The sequence below is a fragment of the Pseudomonas sp. BCRC 81390 genome (assembly GCF_030341915.1).
Classification (GTDB): Bacteria; Pseudomonadota; Gammaproteobacteria; order Pseudomonadales; family Pseudomonadaceae; genus Aquipseudomonas.
Map to the genome: position 1 here is coordinate 175,218 of NZ_JATAAG010000069.1, position 19,109 is coordinate 194,326.

Annotated in this window: 19 protein-coding genes and 1 riboswitch; of the genes, 5 read left to right on the plus strand and 14 right to left on the minus strand. The window is 65.1% G+C overall.

The window, feature by feature from the left end; genetic code table 11:
• Genes QSV36_RS22195 through cobO form a run of 6 tightly spaced genes read right to left on the minus strand, consistent with a single transcriptional unit; the run spans position 1 to position 5,892 of the window.
• Entirely contained in the window at positions 1-1,455 is a 1,455-nt protein-coding gene (locus tag QSV36_RS22195; RefSeq protein ID WP_289134481.1) for a cobyric acid synthase, read from the minus strand.
• A complete protein-coding gene (cobD, locus tag QSV36_RS22200) occupies positions 1,452-2,444 on the minus strand; it encodes a threonine-phosphate decarboxylase CobD (protein WP_289134483.1) in 993 nt (330 codons plus the stop codon). The genes QSV36_RS22195 and cobD overlap by 4 nt, the downstream gene beginning before the upstream one ends.
• The gene (gene cbiB / locus QSV36_RS22205; protein WP_289134485.1) at positions 2,437-3,345 is read right to left on the minus strand and encodes an adenosylcobinamide-phosphate synthase CbiB; all 909 of its coding nucleotides are present in this window, start codon (positions 3,343-3,345) and stop codon (positions 2,437-2,439) included. The genes cobD and cbiB overlap by 8 nt, the downstream gene beginning before the upstream one ends.
• A complete protein-coding gene (gene bluB, locus QSV36_RS22210; protein WP_289134487.1) occupies positions 3,342-3,992 on the minus strand; it encodes a 5,6-dimethylbenzimidazole synthase in 651 nt (216 codons plus the stop codon). Before bluB ends, cbiB begins: the two co-directional genes overlap by 4 nt.
• The gene (locus QSV36_RS22215) at positions 3,989-5,284 is read right to left on the minus strand and encodes a cobyrinic acid a,c-diamide synthase CobB (RefSeq protein WP_289134489.1); all 1,296 of its coding nucleotides are present in this window, start codon (positions 5,282-5,284) and stop codon (positions 3,989-3,991) included. The genes bluB and QSV36_RS22215 overlap by 4 nt, the downstream gene beginning before the upstream one ends.
• On the minus strand, positions 5,281-5,892 hold the full coding sequence (gene cobO, locus QSV36_RS22220) for a cob(I)yrinic acid a,c-diamide adenosyltransferase (RefSeq protein WP_186679068.1): 612 nt from the start codon (positions 5,890-5,892) through the stop codon (positions 5,281-5,283). The genes QSV36_RS22215 and cobO overlap by 4 nt, the downstream gene beginning before the upstream one ends.
• A gap of 120 nt (positions 5,893-6,012) precedes the next feature.
• Positions 6,013-6,232: riboswitch (cobalamin riboswitch) on the minus strand.
• A 122-nt stretch (positions 6,233-6,354) separates the two neighbouring features.
• On the opposite strand from cobO, the gene QSV36_RS22225 reads away from it, so the two are divergent.
• Complete coding sequence (locus QSV36_RS22225) at positions 6,355-7,671, plus strand: PQQ-dependent sugar dehydrogenase (protein WP_289134490.1); 1,317 nt, start codon at positions 6,355-6,357, stop codon at positions 7,669-7,671.
• A 66-nt stretch (positions 7,672-7,737) separates the two neighbouring features.
• Here the strand turns inward: QSV36_RS22225 and QSV36_RS22230 are convergent, their stop codons facing one another.
• The 5 genes from QSV36_RS22230 to QSV36_RS22250 form a co-directional block, all read right to left on the minus strand.
• Entirely contained in the window at positions 7,738-8,271 is a 534-nt protein-coding gene (locus QSV36_RS22230) for a C40 family peptidase (protein WP_289134491.1), read from the minus strand.
• 139 nt (positions 8,272-8,410) lie between these two features.
• Positions 8,411-9,061 carry a C40 family peptidase gene (locus QSV36_RS22235; RefSeq protein ID WP_289134493.1) on the minus strand — a complete coding sequence of 217 codons (651 nt, stop codon included), beginning with the start codon at positions 9,059-9,061 and terminating at the stop codon, positions 8,411-8,413.
• 126 nt (positions 9,062-9,187) lie between these two features.
• Entirely contained in the window at positions 9,188-9,895 is a 708-nt protein-coding gene (gene hda, locus QSV36_RS22240; protein ID WP_003252443.1) for a DnaA regulatory inactivator Hda, read from the minus strand.
• Positions 9,896-10,056: 161 nt separating this feature from the next.
• Positions 10,057-11,130, minus strand: coding sequence for an AI-2E family transporter (locus tag QSV36_RS22245; RefSeq protein ID WP_289134495.1), 1,074 nt, complete (start codon positions 11,128-11,130; stop codon positions 10,057-10,059).
• Between the two features lie 15 nt (positions 11,131-11,145).
• On the minus strand, positions 11,146-12,213 hold the full coding sequence (locus QSV36_RS22250; RefSeq protein WP_289134497.1) for a DUF2066 domain-containing protein: 1,068 nt from the start codon (positions 12,211-12,213) through the stop codon (positions 11,146-11,148).
• 321 nt (positions 12,214-12,534) lie between these two features.
• On the opposite strand from QSV36_RS22250, the gene purM reads away from it, so the two are divergent.
• The 4 genes from purM to QSV36_RS22270 all read left to right on the plus strand — a co-directional run bounded on the left by purM (position 12,535) and on the right by QSV36_RS22270 (position 15,347).
• On the plus strand, positions 12,535-13,593 hold the full coding sequence (gene purM, locus QSV36_RS22255; RefSeq protein WP_186689768.1) for a phosphoribosylformylglycinamidine cyclo-ligase: 1,059 nt from the start codon (positions 12,535-12,537) through the stop codon (positions 13,591-13,593).
• A complete protein-coding gene (purN, locus tag QSV36_RS22260; protein WP_289134499.1) occupies positions 13,593-14,246 on the plus strand; it encodes a phosphoribosylglycinamide formyltransferase in 654 nt (217 codons plus the stop codon). Before purM ends, purN begins: the two co-directional genes overlap by 1 nt.
• 8 nt (positions 14,247-14,254) lie before the next feature.
• Positions 14,255-14,965: a DUF3108 domain-containing protein gene (locus QSV36_RS22265; protein WP_289134500.1), complete on the plus strand. Its 711-nt coding sequence runs from the start codon at positions 14,255-14,257 to the stop codon at positions 14,963-14,965.
• A 199-nt stretch (positions 14,966-15,164) separates the two neighbouring features.
• The gene (locus QSV36_RS22270; protein ID WP_170028714.1) at positions 15,165-15,347 is read left to right on the plus strand and encodes a hypothetical protein; all 183 of its coding nucleotides are present in this window, start codon (positions 15,165-15,167) and stop codon (positions 15,345-15,347) included.
• 45 nt (positions 15,348-15,392) lie between these two features.
• On the opposite strand, the gene QSV36_RS22275 is transcribed toward QSV36_RS22270, so the two are convergent.
• The 3 genes from QSV36_RS22275 to relA form a co-directional block, all read right to left on the minus strand.
• Entirely contained in the window at positions 15,393-15,932 is a 540-nt protein-coding gene (locus tag QSV36_RS22275) for a DUF2058 domain-containing protein (RefSeq protein WP_225776678.1), read from the minus strand.
• Between the two features lie 26 nt (positions 15,933-15,958).
• Positions 15,959-16,792 carry a nucleoside triphosphate pyrophosphohydrolase gene (gene mazG, locus QSV36_RS22280; protein WP_289134503.1) on the minus strand — a complete coding sequence of 278 codons (834 nt, stop codon included), beginning with the start codon at positions 16,790-16,792 and terminating at the stop codon, positions 15,959-15,961.
• A 66-nt stretch (positions 16,793-16,858) separates the two neighbouring features.
• On the minus strand, positions 16,859-19,099 hold the full coding sequence (gene relA / locus QSV36_RS22285) for a GTP diphosphokinase (RefSeq protein WP_289134505.1): 2,241 nt from the start codon (positions 19,097-19,099) through the stop codon (positions 16,859-16,861).
• Positions 19,100-19,109: the final 10 nt, after the last annotated feature.

Here is a 19,109-nt window from a genome sequence, read left to right on the forward strand (position 1 = left end):
TCAGGCCACTCCACACAGCTGGCGCAGGCGCGCGGTGTCCAGGTGGTTTTCCACCAGGTCGGCCAGGCGCTCGATATCGCGTTCGCGCAGGGCCTGGTAATCGATGCTCTGCACCTCCTCCAGGCCAGCCCAGCGCAGCAGCGCCGCGCACGACTGGCTGCCTTCGAACAGGCCGTGCAGGTAAGTGGCCAGCACCTGGCCGTCGGCACTGACAGCACCATCGCAACGGCCATCGGCAAGCTGCACCGCAGGCTGCTCCAGGGCAGGCCCGCTGGTGACGCCGGCGTGAATTTCATAACCGGCAAGCGGGACGCCTTCAAGCGTCAGCGTGCCAGCAACGTTGCGTAGTTGCTTGTCGGCTTCGAGCACCGTGACGTAGTCGAACAGCCCAAGCCCGGGGCTCGAGCCGGCAGCGCCTTCGAGACCGAGCGGGTCATGCACTTCCCGGCCAAGCATCTGCAGGCCGCCGCAAATTCCGATCAGCTTGCCTCCATAGCGCAGGTGCCGCGCGATGGCCTTGTCCCAGCCGCGTTCGCGCAGCTGAGCCAGGTCGCCGCGCACGCTTTTCGAGCCCGGCAGGATGATCAGGTCGGCAGCCGGGATCGGCTGGCCCGGGCTGATGAACTGCAGGTCGACCTGCGGGTGCAGGCGCAGCGGGTCGAAGTCGGTGTGGTTGCTGATGCGTGGCAGTACCGGGACGATTACCTTGAGCACGCGGCCGGCCTTGGCTCCCTGGCGTGCATCGATGCCGTCCTCGGCTTCCAGGTGCAGGTCGCTGACATAGGGCAGTACACCCAGCACCGGTTTGCCGGTGCGCTGCTCCAGCCAGTCCAGCCCGGGCTGCAGCAAGGCGATGTCGCCCCGGAAGCGGTTGATGACGAAGCCCTTGACCCGCGCCTGCTCGCTGGGCGACAGCAACTCCAGCGTGCCCACCAGGTGGGCAAACACGCCGCCGCGGTTGATGTCGGCGACCAGGATCACCGGGCAGTCCACCGCTTCGGCAAAGCCCATGTTGGCAATGTCGCCGGCACGCAGGTTGATTTCCGCCGGCGAACCCGCGCCCTCGACCATCACCACTGGCCAGGCAGCGCTCAGGCGTTGGTGCGACGCCAGCACCGCCTGCATGGCGATGGCCTTGTAGTCGTGATAGGCCACCGCGTTCATGCTGGTGACGGCACGCCCATGGATGATGACCTGGGCGCCAGTGTCGCTGTTGGGTTTGAGCAGCACCGGGTTCATGTCGGTGTGCGGTTCCAGCCGGCAGGCCTGGGCCTGCACTGCCTGGGCCCGGCCGATTTCACCGCCGTCGGCGGTCACTGCGCTGTTCAGCGCCATGTTCTGCGGCTTGAACGGCACCACCCCGACACCTTGGCGCAACAGCCAGCGGCAAAGCGCAGTCACCAGTGTGCTCTTGCCCGCGTCGGAGGTGGTGCCTTGCACCATGAGGGTGGTCATGCCGTTTCCTTCTGATAGGCGGCCAGGGCCTGGGCCAGGCGCAGTTCATCTGCTTCACAGGCAGGCAGCCCCAGGCGTAGCGCCGGCGGCTGTTCGAACAGGCGTACCAGGATGCCACGGCGGGCGAGAAAATCATGCAGTTGCGCAGCATGCTCGCAGCGCACGTACTGGAACAGCTCGCAACCGCCGCTGGGCGTCAGGCCAGCGCGGTCCAGCAGCACGGCCAGCCGCTGGCTGGCAGCGGCGCAGCGCTCAGCCTGCATGCGTTGGCGGGCATGGTCGGCCAGGCTGGCCTGAGCCAGTACCCGGGTCGGGCCGTTGACGGTCCACGGGCCGAGCAACTCGGCCAGGCGCAGCAGCAGGCTGCGCTCGGCGGCGACGAAGCCCAGGCGCACGCCGGCCAGGCCGAAGAACTTGCCGAACGAGCGCAGCACGACAAGGCCCGGGCGCTCGGCATGGCCGATCACGCTGTCGGCCGGGGTGTTGTCCATGAACGCTTCGTCGACCAGCAGCCAGCCACCGCGGGCGGCCAGGCGCGCATGCCACGCCAGCAGGCGTTCAGGCGACACCCGGCGGCCGGTTGGGTTGTTCGGGTTGACCAGCACCAGCACGTCGAGGCTGTCCAGCGTCGCCTCGACCTTGGTGTCGTCCAGCTCCAGCAACTGGTGCCCAGCCCGCTGCCAGGCGTACGGGTGCTCGGCATAGCACGGTGCGAGCACGCCCACACGGCACGCTGAGCGGAGCAACGGCAGGGCCTGGATCGCCGCCTGCGAACCGGCTACCGGCAGCAATTGGCGGGCGCCGTAGTACGCGCACGCAGCCTGTTCCAGGCCGTCCCCGGTTTCCGGCAGGCGAGCCCAGGCCTCCAGCGGAATCGGCGGGATCGGAAAAGACCACGGCGCAATGCCGCTGGACAGGTCCAGCCACTGTTCGCGGGCGATACCATATTGCTGCACCGCACGCAGCAGGCGGCCCCCATGTTCAAGCATTGATGTAAGCCCCCAGGCAGATCACCAGCAACCACAGCCACACACCGCGCTGCACCAGCCCCCAGCCACGCTCGATGGCCTCGGCATCGGCCATTGGCCCTTGCCCCAGGCGCGGTCGCTCATGCAGCTCACCGTGGTACACCGCCGCGCCCCCCAGTTCCACCCCCAGCGCGCCCGCACCGGCGGCCATCACCGGGCCGGCGTTGGGGCTGTCCCACAGCGGGCCTTGCTGGCGCCAGCAGGCCAGGGCCAGGCGGGTCTTGCCCAGCAGTGCATAGGTCAGCGCCACCAGCCTGGCGGGAATATAGTTGAGCACGTCGTCGACACGCGCCGCGCACCAGCCGAAGCGTTCGAAACGCTCATTGCGATAGCCCCACATGGCGTCGAGCGTGTTGCTCAGGCGATACAGCACCACGCCCGGCGCGCCGGCCACGACGAACCAGAACAGTGCGGCGAACACCGCATCGCTGCCGTTTTCCAGCACCGATTCGGTGGCCGCCCGGGCCACGGCGGGCTCGTCCAGCTCGCGGGTTTCGCGGCTGACCAGGAAACCGACGCGGCGTCGCGCTTCTTCCAGATCGCCCTGGCGCAAGGCATTGGCGACCGGCAGCACGTGCTCGCCCAGGCTGCGCAGGCCGACGGCGCAATACAGCGCCAGCACGTCGACCAGCCAGCCGATGTACGGCAACCAGGACAGGACAAGGGCCACCAGGGTCAACGGGACCACCGCCAGGAACCACGCGCTCACACCGTGGCTGCGCCAGCCGCGCCCGCCGGCATTCAGGCGGCGTTCGAGGTTGCCGGCCATGTTGCCGAACGCCACCAGTGGGTGACGCCGCTGCGGCTCGCCCAGCAAGGCATCCAGGGCCACCCCGGCCACGGTCAGCAAGGCCACGCTCATTGGCGCTCTCCCCATTGGTTCTCGAACAGCATTTCGCTCAAGGGCCGTTCCTCAGCCCAGTTTTCCAGCACCAGCATCGGTTGCGGGTAGAACTCGGTCACCGGGCCCAGGCACAGTACCGCCACCGGCTTGGCTCCGGTCGGCATGCCCAGCAGCGTAGCCAAGGCCTGCGGGTCGAACAGCGACACCCAGCCCATGCCCAGCCCTTCGCCACGGGCCGCCAGCCACAGGTTCTGGATAGCGCAGGCCAGCGAGGCCAGGTCCATTTCCGGCAGGGTGCGGCGGCCGAAAATATGGGCTTCGCGGTTGTCCATCAGGGCGGCCACCAGCAATTCGGCGCAGTCGTTGATACCTTCCACCTTCAGTTTCATGAAGGCATCGGAGCGCTCCCCCAGGGCCTCGGCAGTTCGCACCCGTTCGCTTTCCACCAACGCCTGGATCTGCGCGCGCAGGTCACGCCGGCTGATACGGATGAATCGCCAAGGTTGCATCAGGCCTACGCTGGGCGCCTGGTGCGCAGCGGCCAGCAGGCGGCCGAGCAGCTCCGGCGCCACCTCGCCAGCGGCGAAATGGCGCATGTCCCGGCGCTCGCCGATGGCGCGGTAGATCGCGGCGCGCTCGGCGTCGCTGTATGCATGTTCGCTCATGGTCGCAACAACGCCGCCACCGCATCCGGGTTGGAAGGAAAGTAGAAGTGCACGTAGGAAGCCGTCAGCCGTCCCAGGCGGTACACCGCTTCGTTGCCACGCCCGCCATTGGGGCTCAGGCCCCGGGCGATCGGCTCCAGCGCGGTGGTGGTCAGCGAATGGTGATAGGTGTGCCCGCGCAAGGTGCCTTCAGGTAACTCCACGGCCTGCAACGCCAGGGCCGCCAGGCGCTTTTGCATGGTCGCCTCGCCTGGCAACAGGCCGAGCAGCTCGGCCCGCACGCCCGCCACGTCGGTCAAGGCATCGAGCAGGTAAAGCATGCCGCCGCACTCGGCCAGCAAGGGCTTGCCCTGGGCGTGATGAGCCCGGATCGCTTCGTTCATCGGCACATTGGCGGCGAGCGCGTGGTGGTGCAGTTCAGGATAACCACCCGGCAGGTACAGGCTATCCACCGCAGGCAATGCGCAGTCGTGCAATGGCGAGAAGAACTCCAGGTGCGCGCCAAGCGTGCGCAACAGGTCAAGATTGGCGCCATAGATGAAGGCAAACGCCTCGTCCCGCGCCACGCCGATCCGCACACCGGCCAGCGGCGTGGCGCAGGTTTCTGGGACAGGCTCGGCAAACGCCACCGGCGGTGGCAAGGCAGCGTCGCAGCTCGCACCGAGTGCCTCGGCGGCGGCGTCCAGGCGTGCATCCAGGTCGTTCAGTTCGCTGGCCTGCACCAGCCCCAGATGGCGGCTGGGCAGCTCGATGCCGCGCTCGCGGGACAACCCGCCATACCAGCGCAGACCTTCGGTCAGGCTTCCTTCCAGCAGTTGCGCGTGGCGCAGGCTGCCCACCCGGTTGGCCAGCACGCCGGCGAACGGCAGGTCGGGCTGGTAGCGCGCCAGGCCCAAGGCCAGGGCACCGAAGGTCTGCGCCATGGCCGTGCCATCGATCACCGCCAGCACCGGTACGCCGAAATGGCGGGCCAGGTCGGCGCTGGACGGGGTACCGTCGAACAGCCCCATCACCCCTTCGATCAGGATCAGATCGGCCTCGCCGGCAGCGTCCCAGAGCAACCGGCGGCTTTCCTCGGCGCCGATCATCCACAAGTCGAGCTGGTACACCGGCGCACCACTGGCCCGTTCGAGGATCATCGGGTCGAGAAAGTCCGGCCCGCACTTGAACACCAGCACCTTGCGCCCGAGGTTGCGGTGCAGGCGGGCCAGGGCGGCGGTAACGGTGGTCTTGCCCTGGCCGGAGGCCGGTGCCGCAATCAATACGGCAGGGCAATGACGCGGCTGGCTCACAGTTCGACGCCCTTCTGTGCGCGGATACCGGCCTGGAACGCGTGCTTGAGCATGCCCATCTCGGTCACGGTGTCGGCCAGCTCGATCATTTCAGGCTTGGCGGCGCGGCCAGTGACGATCACATGCTGCATCGGCGGGCGCGCCTGGATATCGGCCAGCACCTGGTCAAGGTCGAGGTAGCCATGCTTGAGGGCGATATTCAGCTCATCGAGGACCACGAACTGTACGCCAGGGTCCTGCAGCAACTGGCGCGACACGGCCCAGGCCGCTTCTGCCGCGGCAATGTCACGCTGGCGGTCCTGGGTTTCCCAGGTAAAGCCCTCGCCCATCACGTGGTAGCGCACCTGCTCCGGGAAGCGACGAAAGAACAGCTCTTCGCCGGTGCTGTTGCGGCCCTTGATGAACTGCACCACACCGCACTGCATGCCATGCCCCAGGGCGCGCGCGAGCATGCCAAAGGCCGAGCTGCTCTTGCCCTTGCCATTGCCGGTCAGCACCAGCAGCAGGCCGCATTCGTTGGGGGAATTGGCGATACGTTCGTCGATGATCGCTTTCTTGCGCTGCATGCGCGCCAGGTGGCGTTCGTCGCGTTCGGTGGACTCGCTCATCAGGGTTCTCCGCTGGCTGGCGCCACGGCAACGCGCGACGACAGGTAATAGGCGGGCAGACGGAGAACGCGCAGAGGCCATGGCCGCGAGCCACGGTGCACCGCGCATCACCCTCCGTGATGCCGTTGGCAGTATCAGGCCGGTCTCCGGGCTTGTGAGCGGGCCTTTGCCCGAGCCTGCGCGCCTTCCCGGGTGCCGGCACCCAGTGGCCCTGCGCGGCCGCGTCTCACCTACCGTTGCGGGGGCAGCGCCGGAATCGCACCTTGCTGGCGCCCACCGGCTTCCCAGTTTCACCCCGCCCAGACAGCGCTGGCAGGACACCTGAAACACGCGCGAAGGTTAGAGGGTTGCACCGGGAGCGTCAATCGAAGCGGGTAGCTGTGCATCTGCATCGCGGTGACTGAACCTCTGCTGGCACGGCAGGCTCTGAATTCCAAAGACCCACGTCGGAGGACTGCGCTCATGAACCGCACCGGCTTCATGCTCACCTACGCGTTAGGCGCGTGCCTGGCCGGCTGTGGCGAAACCGCCCATCTGGGAATCGACCAAGGTACAGGCCCGGCCCCTCACCTGCCGCCCCCCGACAGCACGTGGATCCCTACGGTGAATATCGCCCCAGCCGTCGGTTGGCCACCGGACGCCAAACCCCGGTCGGCTCCCGGCACCCAGGTGGCCGCTTATGCCAAAGGCCTCGATCACCCACGCTGGCTCTACCTGCTGCCCAACGGCGATGTTCTGGTGGCCGAAACCAACGCGCCGGCCAAACCGGAGGACGACAGAGGCATTCGCGGCTGGGTCATGAAAAAAGTGATGAAACGCGCAGGTGCGGCTGTACCCAGCGCCAATCGCATCACCCTGCTGCGTGATGCCGACCATGATGGTGTAGCTGAAATACGCACCGCCTTCATCGAAGGGCTTGAGTCCCCTTTCGGCATGGCCCTGGTCGGCAAGGACCTGTACATCGCCGACACGGACAAACTGCTGCGCTATCACTACGAGCCAGGAGCGATGCAATTGCGCGGCGAAGGGCAGCGGGTAGTCGAACTGCCCGCCGGCCCGCTCAATCACCACTGGACCAAGAATGTGATCGCCAGCCCCGACGGCAAGAAGCTCTATGTGACGGTGGGCTCCAACAGCAACGTGGGTGAGAACGGCCTGGACAAGGAGCAGGACCGTGCCGCGATCTGGGAAGTGGACCCTGCCAGTGGCCATTACCGACTATTCGCCACCGGCTTGCGCAACCCCAACGGGTTGGCCTGGGAACCACACAGCGGCGCCTTGTGGACAGCGGTCAACGAGCGTGACGAGATCGGCAGCGACCTCGTACCGGACTACATCACTTCGGTGAAGGAAGGCGGCTTCTACGGCTGGCCCTACAGCTACTACGGCCAACACGTGGACGAGCGTGTGCAACCACCTGACCCTGACAAGGTGGCCCGGGCGTTGGCACCCGACTATGCCGTGGGCCCACACACGGCGTCGCTGGGGCTGGCATTCGCCGAGCCAGGTGGGCTACCAGCGCCCTTCGAACAGGGCGCATTGGTCGGTCAGCACGGCTCGTGGAACCGCAAGCCGCACAGCGGCTACAAGGTGATTTTCGTGCCGTTCGACGCCGCAGGAAAACCCTCGGGCCAACCCGTGGACCTGCTCACCGGGTTTCTCAATGCCCGGGGCGAAGCCATGGGGCGTCCGGTAGGGGTGATCAATGATGGCCGCGGCGGAGTGCTGGTAGCCGATGATGTCGGCAATGTGATCTGGCGGGTGAGCAAGGCCCGATGAGCCTTGCCGCGGTGGACTACCGCTAGCGCCCGGCGCCCCCCCACAGGGTCTGCGCCAGGCTGGCATTCACGGATTCTGCGCCAGGTGCCCTGAAGGGATCACCCGCTTGGCCTGCAGGTAGGCCTTGGCCCAGTAGCTGTTCGACAGGTAGTCCAGGCGCACCGTGCCGCCTGTGGAAGGCGCATGCACGAAGCGCCCCTCACCGACATAGATGCCGGCATGGCTGACCTGCGAACCACCGCCGGTGGCAAAAAACACCAGGTCACCGGACTGCAGCGACCCGGCATCCACTGTCGGCGCACGCATGACAATCATCTCTCGCGTCGAACGCGGCAAGCTGATGCCAGCCGCATCCCGGTAGACATACTTGATCAAGCCACTGCAGTCGAAGCCGGAATCCGGTGTATTGCCGCCCCAGCGATAAGGCGTGCCCACCAGGCCGATGGCACGCATCAACACGTCGTCGGCGATTGGCGATGGGCTGGGCTGACTGTAGGTGACCTGTGGCTGTACCACAGGGGCCGGCGCAGGCGCGCGGCTGGAGCAGGCAGCCAGCAAGGCTGCCAGGGAGATCAATGCGAAGCGCGCCATTTTTACCATGGCCAGAACATCCTGTCTGAGGTCGCGGGGCCGCAGCCGAAAAGAGTTGAGAAATTAGATTAGACGCTTTCTATAAATGCGCACGGCGGCGAGCTTTTTTTCAAAGCATCGCCGCCGCGCAGGGTACATCATTTTGCTATCAGTTGCGCGCGATATTGGTCGGCGCCATGGCCAAGGCACGCTTGGCTTCGATGAAGGTCTTGCTCCAGTAGCGATCACCGAGGCTGTCGATGCGCACGCCACCGCTGCGGCGGCTGCTGGAGTGGATGAACTGGTTGTCACCCAGATAGATGCCGGCATGGCTGACGCGGCCGCGGCCGTTGGTGCTGAAGAACAGCAAGTCGCCCGGCTTGAGCTTGTTGCGCGCCACTTTCGGGGCATCGACGTTGATCATTTCACGCGTCGAGCGCGGCAGGGTCACACCCGCCTCTTCGCGGAACAGGTAGCCAATGAAACCACTGCAATCGAAGCCGGACTTCTCCGAGGTGCCGCCGAAGCGGTAGCGGGTGCCGATCAGCGACATACCACGCTCGAGAATGCTGTCAGCCAAGACTGGCAACTGATAAGGCTTGCTGCTGGAGAACGCCTCCAGGTCATCTTCGGTGGCCAGCTCTTCCGGCTCGCCGAACACCGACGAGGACGAGGCTTTGGCCTTGAACGCCGATTCTGCGGCGATCGGGGTGTGATCCTGGGGCTGCTGCTCGGATTGAGAAGCCGGGCCATGGGCCGCACAGCCAAAAAGCAGGGTCACGAGTGCGAGTGGCACGAGGGGTGCGAAGCGCTTCAGCATGGGCACGACCGTGTCTGTAATCCTTTAGAAGGGTGAAACTATGCCCTCTATCATGGCCATTTGCAAATTTTATCGAAAAAGATGTGACTTTTTTGTTTTGCCGCTCTGGCCCAGCGTTTTCGGCACTTACCAGCCGAGTGTTTCCTTGAGGAACGGGATGGTGAGCTTGCGCTGTGCCTGCAACGAGGCCTGGTCGAGGCGTTCGAGCAGGTCGAACAGGGCACTCATGCTGCGTGCACCGCGGGTAAGGATGAAATGACCGACTTCGTCGGTCAGATGCAGGCCACGGCGCGAAGCACGCAATTGCAGGGCGCGCAGCTTGTCTTCGTCGGACAGGCCACGCATCTGGAACACCAGCGCGAGGGTCAGCCGCGATTTCAGGTCCGGCAGCTTGATTGGCAATTCGCGCGGCGACGCCGAGGCCGCCAGCAGCAGCCGCCGGCCGCTGTCACGCAGGCGGTTGAACAGGTGGAACATGGCCTCTTCCCAGTCGGCCTTGCCGGCGATCACGTGCAGGTCGTCGATGCACACCAGCTCGTACTGAGCCAGGTAATCGAGCAGTTCGACGCCACGGTCGAGCAATTGCGCCAGCGGCAGGTACACGGCAGGCTCGCCGCGTTGCTGGAAGCGGTGGGTGGCAGCCTGCAGCAAGTGGCTACGGCCAACACCCTGCTTGCCCCACAGGTAGATAAGGCTTTCGGTCCAGCCGGCGTCGGCTTCGCATAGCCGCTCGACGTAGCCCAATGCCGCAGCATTGGCGCCCGGATAGTAGTTGATGAAGGTGGCGTCATCGCGCAGGCGCACACCCAGGGGCAACTGGATCGGTGGTTTCATGCTCGCGGGCGGTCGCAGGACCGCAGGGGGGCCTTTGGTGAACAATCTGCAAAGTCTATACCCGCAGCGCGGGGCGCACAATCACGGCAGCGGATAGCACAAGCAAAATCAAGGAGTTGCGTGCAAGCAAGGCTTGCACGCCGTGCACGAGCAGCCTGGCATCAAAGCTCCGGGTCGACGCCCCCGGCATACATGTCCGATTCCTTGTACAGGTCGTGCACATGCCGTAGCAGCACCATGATCACCGCCGCCACCGGCAGCGCCAGCAACACACCGGTAAAGCCGAACAGCTCACCGCCGGCCAGGATGGCGAAGATCACCGCCACCGGGTGCAGGCCGATGCGGTCCCCCACCAGCAACGGCGTCAGCACCATGCCTTCCAGCGCCTGGCCAAGCATGAACACCGCAACGATGCCCAGCATCGGGTACAAGTCGCCGCCGAACTGGAACAGGCCAGCCACCAGCGCCGCACCGATACCGATGACGAACCCCATGTACGGCACGATGGCCGCCAGCCCGGCAAGCATGCCGATCAGCAGCCCCAGCTCCAGCCCCACCAGCATCAGCCCGGCCGAATAGATGACGCCGAGGGCGACCATCACCATCAACTGCCCGCGAACGAAAGCACCCAGCACTTCATGGCATTCCCCGGCCAGGCCCATCACTTGCGGCTCGCGCTGGCGCGGTAGCAGGCTGCGCAGCTTGGCCATCATCAGGTCCCAGTCACGCAGCAGATAGAAGCCCACCACCGGGATCAGCACCATGTTGGCCAACCAGGCCATCAGCGCCAGGCCCGAGGCGGTGGCATGCGACAGCAGCACGCCGACCATGTCGGTGGTCTGGCCCATGTGGCTGCCGATGGCGGCCTTGATCCGGTCGAATTTCCAGAAGCCGTCAGCCAGACCCAGGCGGCTCTGCACCCAGGGCAACGCCACGTGCTCAAGCCAGTCGAGCATTTGTGGCGCCAGCTCGTAGAGGCGCAACAGTTGCTTGGCCAGCAGCGGCACCAGCACCAGCAGCAGGGCCAGCAACAGCAGGGTGAACAAGCCGAACACCACGATCACGCCCCAGGTGCGCGACAGCCCCAGGCGCTCGAGGCGATCGACCAGCGGGTCGGCCAGGTAAGCCAGCAGAATGCCGACCAGAAACGGAGTGAGAATGTTGTGCAGGCTATAAAGCAGCACGGCGACAAGCAAGGCAGCGCCCAGCCAGATCCAACGGCGTACGTCGGTCATGCTGTGTGCCTCCCCTTACCAGCGAAAACGCAGGCCGTCGAACGGCGTGCCCGCAGGCTGGGCCGGCGTGGCCGGTGGCACGCCCGCTGCCCCGGGCGCAGTTGGCGGGGCCGGTAACGCCGGCGCCTGCTCGGCCGGTACTTCCTGCAGCCTGGCCAGGCCAAGCTGGGCCCGCAGTTGTTCACGGCTGGCGGTCACCGCGTAGGTCAGGGTACTGCCCTCGGCCATCTGCAGGCGCGGGCCGTAAGGTTCGAGCACGCGAGCCAGTTCGGCGTAGCGCTGCAGGTTCATGCCCTGCACTTGCACCTGCAACTGGCTGCTGGCCCCGGGGCGCGTGACGTAGCGCGGCGCCAGGCGGACGCTGACCGCCCGCATCACGGCGTCGGCCAAGGCTGCCGGGTCGGCCCCCTCGGCAGTGCCTTGCTCACGCTGGTCACCCAGCCACAGCTGCCACTTGCCTTGCCACTTGCCGTCGGCCTCGCGGGCGTGCACGGCCAGCAGCGCATCGGCACCGTAGCGTTCGGAGGCTTCACGCAACGGCGCCGGGTTGCTGCCTTCGATCTGCCCGGCGTTGGCCACCAGTTGCTCCTGCAGGTCGGCCAGCGGCAGGCGCAGCGGCAGCCCACGGTGCTGGGCGGCGCGGCGCAGCGCTTGGGCGCTGGCCTGGCCGTCGCCGACCAGGCTGCTGCCTTCGGCGCTGTCGTTCAGCCACCAACCGAGGATCGACGGACGGTTGCTGCCCCACAAGGCCAGGCCGGCCTTGCGCAGGGCTCGCTCGGTGCTGCCGGGGTCGAATTCGACCAGCACCGACTCGGGTGGCCCGGCTTCGCTGCCCACCTGGTTGATGATTTGCTGCGGGTCCTTGCGCAGTTCGGCCAGTGCCGGGTTCTGCGCCGCCTTGGGGTCGCCGGTCAGGCGCAGCACCAGGGTATCGAGCGCCTTGGCAGTAGCCGCTGCGCGGGCTTCGGCGCCCGGCCCGGTCACCGCTTCGCGTACCTGGTAAAGGCCGGAGACATTTTCAGCCTGGACGGTGGCCGAGATCAGGGCCAGGCAACCGGCCGCCAGAATATTCAACAAACGCATGGAGGATTCCTGTCCAGTCGAGCTTCAAGCCGTAAGCTTCAAGCGGCAAGAAAAAGCAGGCCGAGCGCCAGGCTGCCTTGCGAAGCAGCTTGCGACTCGTTGCTTGCAGCTTATACACATGCAACCGCATCAACCACCCTCAGGCTTTTTTCAATAATTACCGCCCTGCCCGTCGGCCTGAGGATGGCCGCTGCACGGCAACCCTGATAAAATCGCGCGCCTTCACAGACCACTGACGTTTCAGGCAGCCGCCGCTTACCAGCCGGCCTTGGCCGTCATGGTCGTTTTTTTAGAATCCCTCCCTCCTAAAGGCCTGGATCAATGAGCAAGCAACCCTCCCTGAGCTACAAGGACGCCGGTGTAGACATCGACGCCGGCGAAGCACTGGTCGAACGCATCAAGGGCGTGGCAAAACGCACCGCACGCCCTGAAGTCATGGGTGGCCTGGGCGGCTTCGGCGCCCTCTGCGAGATCCCGGCCGGCTACAAGCAACCGGTGCTGGTCTCCGGCACCGACGGCGTCGGCACCAAGCTGCGCCTGGCGCTGAACCTGAACAAGCACGACAGCATCGGCCAGGACCTGGTCGCCATGTGCGTCAACGACCTGGTGGTGTGCGGCGCCGAGCCGCTGTTCTTCCTCGACTACTACGCCACCGGCAAGCTCAACGTCGACGTGGCGGCCACCGTGGTCACCGGCATCGGTGCCGGTTGCGAACTGGCCGGCTGCTCGCTGGTCGGTGGTGAAACCGCCGAGATGCCAGGCATGTACGAAGGCGAAGACTACGACCTGGCCGGCTTCTGCGTCGGCGTGGTGGAAAAGGCCGAGATCATCGACGGTTCCAAGGTCGCCACCGGCGACGCACTGATCGCCCTGCCCTCCTCGGGCCCGCACTCCAACGGCTATTCGCTGATCCGCAAGATCCTCGAAGTGTCGGCTACCGACATCGAAAACACCCAGCTGGACGGCAAGCCGCTGGCTGACCTGCTGATGGCGCCGACCCGCATCTACGTCAAGCCGCTGCTGCAACTGATCAAGAACACCGGCGCGGTCAAGGCCATGGCCCACATCACCGGTGGCGGCCTGCTAGACAACATTCCGCGCGTACTGCCGGCCAACGCCCAGGCGGTGATCGACGTGGCCAGCTGGCAGCGCCCGGCGGTGTTCGACTTCCTGCAGGAAAAAGGCAACGTCGACGAGCATGAAATGCACCGCGTGCTGAACTGTGGCGTCGGCATGGTCATCTGCGTAGCCCAGGACCAGGTAGAAGCCGCCCTGAACGAACTGCGCGCCGCCGGTGAGCAGCCATGGGTGATCGGCCACATCGCCGAAGCCGCCGAGGGCGCTGCCCAGGTCGAGCTGCAGAACCTCAAGGCACACTGATGCCAAGCAAGACCTGCAATGTAGTGGTACTGCTGTCGGGCTCCGGCAGCAACCTGCAAGCGCTGATCGACAGCTGCCAAGGCGCGGACAGCCCGGTGTGCATCCGCGCGGTGGTTTCCAACCGCGCCGACGCCTACGGCCTGCAACGCGCCGCGGCGGCCGGCATCGACAGCGTGGTGCTCGAGCACACCCAGTTCGACAGCCGTGAAGCCTTCGATGCCGCGCTGATGGCGCGCATCGACGGTTTTGCCCCGGACCTGGTGGTGCTGGCCGGCTTCATGCGCATTCTCAGTGGCGACTTCGTACGCCACTACCAGGGCCGCCTGCTCAACATCCACCCGTCGCTGTTGCCCAAGTACAAGGGCCTGCATACCCACCGACGGGCACTGGAGGCAGGCGACGCCGAGCATGGCTGCAGCGTACACTTCGTGACTGAGGAACTCGATGGCGGCCCATTGGTCGTACAGGCTGTAGTGCCGGTGGCGTCTGACGACACCGTCGAAAGCCTGGCCCAGCGGGTACACCGTCAGGAACACCTGATCTACCCGCTGGCGGTGCGCTGGTACGCTGAGGGGCGCTTGCGCCTCGGCGAACAGGGCGCGTTACTGGATGGCCAACCCCTGGCGGCCAGCGGTCACCTGATTCGATCCTAGGAGAATTTATGCGTCGCGCCCTGCTCTTGGCTCTCGCCGTGCTCGCCCTGCCCCTCCAGGCAGCTGATCTGAAGCCTTTCTCGGCCAGCTACACCGCCGACTGGAAGCAGCTGCCCATGAGCGGCACCGCCGAGCGTAGCCTGGTCAAGAATGCCAACGGTACGTGGGACCTTAACTTCAAGGCTTCCATGATGATCGCCAGCCTGACCGAGCAAAGTACCCTGCGCATGGACAACGATACCCTGCTGCCGCAGCAGTATCACTTCGAGCGCGGCGGCCTGGGCAAGGCCAAGAAGGTCGACCTGAACTTCGACTGGAACGCCAAGAAGGTCACCGGCAACGATCGTGGCGATGCCATCAACCTGCCGCTGAACCGTGGCGTGCTCGACAAGTCGTCCTACCAGTTGGCCCTGCAGCATGACGTGGCCGCCGGCAAGAAGAGCATGACCTACCAGGTGGTCGACGGTGACGAGATCGACACCTACGACTTCCGCGTGCTGGGTACCGAAAAGGTCACCACCAAGACCGGCCAGGTGGATGCGGTGAAGGTCGAGCGTGTGCGTGACCCTAGCCAGAGCAAGCGCATCACCGAGCTGTGGTTTGCCAAGAACTGGGATTACCTGCTGGTGCAACTGCGCCAGGTCGAAACCGACGGCAAGGAGTACGTGATCGTGCTGCAGGACGGCACGGTCGATGGCAAGCCGGTGAAGGGCAACTGATTGGCGCTGTCCGTAGCACCCGAAGCCCCGCCTTGTGCGGGGCTTTTTTCTGCCGGGCGTTTCCGGCTACCTGTACCGGCCCTATCGCACTTCATGAAACTTGTTTCATGGCTGTTTTATTTACTTAGCCTGCTAACAAACTCTATAAAGAGGGTGTGCGACAGAGTGTCGCAGCCAACTCAAGCAGTGGAGTTTACCGATGACAGTCCAAGTAACCGAACGCGACGAATCGAAAATGTCCCACGAAGGCCTGGCCGCTGGCGTGCGGATCTGGGATGTGCACCAACAAGGCCAGCTGGTGGGCATGTTCCACAACGAGCACGAAGCACACCAGTACCGGGCCGAGCTGGAAAACCTGGAAAACCAGCGCACCACGCAGTGAACCCGCTACCCAGGAAAAACCCCGCCAAGGCGGGGTTTTTGCTGTTTACCACATCAGGTCGTCCGGGATCTTGTATGCCGCATACGGGTCATCCTCGTCCGCTTCCTCGACATGGGTGTTGAGCAGCAGGACACGGCTGGGGTCGCGCTCCTGGATCTTCACCGCCGCTTCGCGGGGGATGACCTCGTAACCACCGGCAAACGACACCACGGCCAGCGCACCGTTGCTCAGCTTGGTACGCATCAGGGCGTTGACGGCAATACGCTTGACCTTCTTGTCGTCGACGAAGTTGTAGTAGTCCTCGGTGTTCAGCTTGGGCAGGCGGGTGGCTTCGATCAGTTGCTTGATCTGCGCGGCACGGGCCTTCTGCTCGGCTTTTTCCTGCTGCTGGCGGTTCAGTTCCTGGTCACGCTTGGCCTTCTCGGCCATGGCTTCCTTGGCCAGGCGCTGCTGGCTGTCGTCCACCTCGACCTGGCCTTTGTGCTCCAGGCGTTTCTGTTTCTTCTCGGCCTTGTTGGCCTGGGAAACCTGTTTCTGGTTGACCAGACCGGCTTTGAGCAATTGGTCGCGAAGGGAAAGGCTCATGAATGTTCACTCACTTATGCAACAGCTCAGCCGCAGCTGGGCAGGTTCTTTTCCTGACGTTTGGCCTCGCCCCAAAGGGCGTCCAGCTCGTCAAGGCTACAATCTTCGATGGGGCGCCCACTGTCGCGCAATGCCTGTTCGATGAAGCGAAAACGCCGCTCGAACTTGCGGTTGGCGCGACGCAGGGCATGTTCCGGGTCGTGCTTGAGGTGGCGGGCCAGGTTGACGGTGGCGAACAGCAGGTCGCCGATTTCATCCTCAAGCGCATCGCTATCGCCGTCGGCCATCGCCTGCAGCACTTCGTCCAGTTCCTCGCGGACCTTGTCCAGCACGGGGAGTGCCGCGGGCCAGTCGAAACCGACGGTGGCCGCGCGCTTTTGCAGTTTGGCCGCACGCGACAATGCCGGCAATGCCGCCGGTACGTCATCAAGCAGCGACAACTGCTCGGGCTGGCTCTTTTCCGCGCGCTCTTCGGCCTTGATTTCTTCCCAGCGTGACTTGACCTGGGCCTCGCTCAGGCTTGGCGTGTCTACCGGCGCATACAACTCACCCGTGGGGAACACATGCGGGTGGCGGCGAATGAGCTTGCGGGTGATGCTGTCGACCACACCATCGAACTCGAAGCGCCCCTCCTCGCGGGCCAGCTGGCTGTAGTAGACCACCTGGAACAGCAGGTCGCCCAGTTCGCCTTGCAGGTGCTCGAAATCGCCGCGCTCGATGGTGTCGGCGACCTCGTAGGCCTCCTCGATGGTGTGCGGGACGATACTCGCGTAGTTCTGCTGCAGGTCCCAGGGGCAACCGTATTGCGGGTCGCGCAGGCGGGCCATGAGGTGCAGCAGGTCGTCAAGGGTGTAGGTCATCTAGGCAGGTCCTTCAGTGGTGGCTGCTTCGCGGTTCAACCGCCCCGCGAAGCAGGCGCCGCAGTCTCAAGGCGTACGATTACGCCGCGTCTCGATGATGTTCGGCAACTGCGAGATCCGCCCCAGCAGACGCCCCAGCGCGTCCAGGCCAGGAATCTCGATGGTCAATGACATCAGAGCGGTGTTGTCTTCCTTGTTCGAGCGGGTATTCACCGCCAGCACGTTGATTTTCTCGTTCAGCAGCACCTGCGACACGTCGCGCAACAGGCCCGGACGGTCGTAGGCACGGATGACGATGTCGACCGGGTAGGTCTGCACCGGGATCGGCCCCCAGCTGACCTGGATCATGCGCTCGGGCTCCTTGCCTGCCAGCTGCAGCACCGAGGCACAGTCCTGGCGGTGGATGCTCACGCCGCGGCCCTGGGTGATGTAGCCGACGATGGCGTCGCCCGGCAACGGCTGGCAACAGCCGGCCATCTGCGTCAGCAGGTTGCCGACACCCTGGATCTGAATGTCGCCACGCTTGCCGGTCCGCGGCCCGGTTGGCTTGCGCGGCACCAGTTCGATCTGTTCGATGCGCTCGGGCTCCAGCAGTTGCTGGGCCGCGTTGACCAGATGAGCCAGGCGCAGGTCGCCGGCGCCAAGCGAGGCGAACATGTCCTCGGCGGTCTTGACGTTGGTCTTCTCGGCCAGGCGCTCGAAGTCCACCTGAGGCAGGCCCAGGCGGCTGAGCTCGCGCTCGAGCAAGGTCTTGCCGGCAGCGACGTTCTGGTCGCGCGCCTGCAGCTTGAACCAGTGCACGATCTTGGCCCGGGCGCGCGACGTGGTGACATAGCCCAGGTTGGAATTCAACCAGTCACGGCTGGGGTTGCCGTGCTTGCTGGTGATGATCTCGACCTGCTCGCCGGTCTGCAGGCTGTAGTTGAGCGGTACGATGCGCCCGTTGATCTTGGCGCCGCGGCAGTTGTGACCGATTTCGGTGTGCACGCGGTAGGCGAAGTCCAGCGGGGTGGCGCCCTTGGGCAGGTCGATGGCGTGGCCGTCCGGGGTGAACACATAGACCCGGTCCGGCTCGATATCGACCCGCAACTGCTCGGCCAGGCCACCGATGTCGCCCAGTTCTTCGTGCCACTCCAGCACCTGGCGCAGCCAGGAGATCTTTTCTTCGTAATGGTTGGAGCTGGACTTGACGTCGGTGCCCTTGTAGCGCCAGTGGGCGCACACCCCGAGTTCGGCTTCCTCGTGCATGCCGTGGGTACGGATCTGCACCTCCAGCACCTTGCCCTCGGGGCCGATCACCGCGGTGTGCAGCGAGCGGTAGCCGTTTTCCTTGGGGTTGGCGATGTAGTCGTCGAACTCCTTGGGAATGTGCCGCCACAGCGTGTGCACGATACCCAGTGCGGTGTAGCAGTCGCGGATTTCCGGCACCAGCACGCGCACCGCACGCACGTCGTAGATCTGGCTGAACTCCAGGCCCTTGCGCTGCATCTTGCGCCAGATCGAATAGATATGTTTCGCCCGGCCGCTGATGTCGGCCTTGACGCCGGTGGCCAGCAGTTCGTTCTGCAACTGGTTCATCACGTCGCTGATGAAGCGCTCGCGGTCCAGCCGCCGCTCGTGCAGCAGCTTGGCAATCTGCTTGTACTGGTCGGGTTCAAGGTAGCGGAAGGACAGGTCTTCCAGCTCCCACTTGATGTGGCCGATGCCCAGGCGGTGGGCCAGCGGCGCATAGATATCGAACACCTCGCGGGCGACACGCAGGCGTTTCTCGTCATCGGCGGCCTTGACCGCGCGGATCGCGCAGGTGCGCTCGGCCAGCTTGATCAGCGCCACGCGCACATCGTCCACCATGGCCACGAGCATCTTGCGCAGGTTCTCGACCTGCGCCTGCGAACCCAGCACCAGCGACTGCCGGGGGCTGAGGCTGGCGCTGATCGCCGCCATGCGCAGCACGCCGTCGATCAGCTTGGCCACCACCGGGCCGAAACGCTGGCTGACCTCGGCCAGGGTCACCTTGCCCTCGCGCACCGAGCGGTAGATGACTGCCGCTACCAGGGAATCCTGGTCGAGCTTGAGGTCTGCGAGGATCTCGGCGATTTCCAGGCCTGCCTGGAAGCTGGACGTCCCGTCCGCCCAGGAATGCTTGGCCGGGTTGCCTTTTTTCTCGACCTCATGGGCGAACTCGCAGGCCTCCTTCAGCGCTGCGCGATCCAGTGCCGAATCGACGCTCACCACATGGTCCAACCATGCATCGAGATTGATACTGCCGTCAGTGTTGACCGGCTGGTGCACTCTCACCTGTACCATCTTTGTTTTA

Coding starts and splice junctions, on each gene's coding strand:
- QSV36_RS22195 (WP_289134481.1), bottom strand. CDS start 1,455: ATGACCACCCTCATGGTGCAAGGCACCACCTCCGACGCGGGCAAGAGC.
- cobD (WP_289134483.1), bottom strand. CDS start 2,444: ATGCTTGAACATGGGGGCCGCCTGCTGCGTGCGGTGCAGCAATATGGT.
- cbiB (WP_289134485.1), bottom strand. CDS start 3,345: ATGAGCGTGGCCTTGCTGACCGTGGCCGGGGTGGCCCTGGATGCCTTG.
- bluB (WP_289134487.1), bottom strand. CDS start 3,992: ATGAGCGAACATGCATACAGCGACGCCGAGCGCGCCGCGATCTACCGC.
- cobO (WP_186679068.1), bottom strand. CDS start 5,892: ATGAGCGAGTCCACCGAACGCGACGAACGCCACCTGGCGCGCATGCAG.
- QSV36_RS22225 (WP_289134490.1), top strand. CDS start 6,355: ATGAACCGCACCGGCTTCATGCTCACCTACGCGTTAGGCGCGTGCCTG.
- QSV36_RS22230 (WP_289134491.1), bottom strand. CDS start 8,271: ATGGTAAAAATGGCGCGCTTCGCATTGATCTCCCTGGCAGCCTTGCTG.
- QSV36_RS22235 (WP_289134493.1), bottom strand. CDS start 9,061: ATGCTGAAGCGCTTCGCACCCCTCGTGCCACTCGCACTCGTGACCCTG.
- hda (WP_003252443.1), bottom strand. CDS start 9,895: ATGAAACCACCGATCCAGTTGCCCCTGGGTGTGCGCCTGCGCGATGAC.
- QSV36_RS22245 (WP_289134495.1), bottom strand. CDS start 11,130: ATGACCGACGTACGCCGTTGGATCTGGCTGGGCGCTGCCTTGCTTGTC.
- QSV36_RS22250 (WP_289134497.1), bottom strand. CDS start 12,213: ATGCGTTTGTTGAATATTCTGGCGGCCGGTTGCCTGGCCCTGATCTCG.
- purM (WP_186689768.1), top strand. CDS start 12,535: ATGAGCAAGCAACCCTCCCTGAGCTACAAGGACGCCGGTGTAGACATC.
- purN (WP_289134499.1), top strand. CDS start 13,593: ATGCCAAGCAAGACCTGCAATGTAGTGGTACTGCTGTCGGGCTCCGGC.
- QSV36_RS22265 (WP_289134500.1), top strand. CDS start 14,255: ATGCGTCGCGCCCTGCTCTTGGCTCTCGCCGTGCTCGCCCTGCCCCTC.
- QSV36_RS22270 (WP_170028714.1), top strand. CDS start 15,165: ATGACAGTCCAAGTAACCGAACGCGACGAATCGAAAATGTCCCACGAA.
- QSV36_RS22275 (WP_225776678.1), bottom strand. CDS start 15,932: ATGAGCCTTTCCCTTCGCGACCAATTGCTCAAAGCCGGTCTGGTCAAC.
- mazG (WP_289134503.1), bottom strand. CDS start 16,792: ATGACCTACACCCTTGACGACCTGCTGCACCTCATGGCCCGCCTGCGC.
- relA (WP_289134505.1), bottom strand. CDS start 19,099: ATGGTACAGGTGAGAGTGCACCAGCCGGTCAACACTGACGGCAGTATC.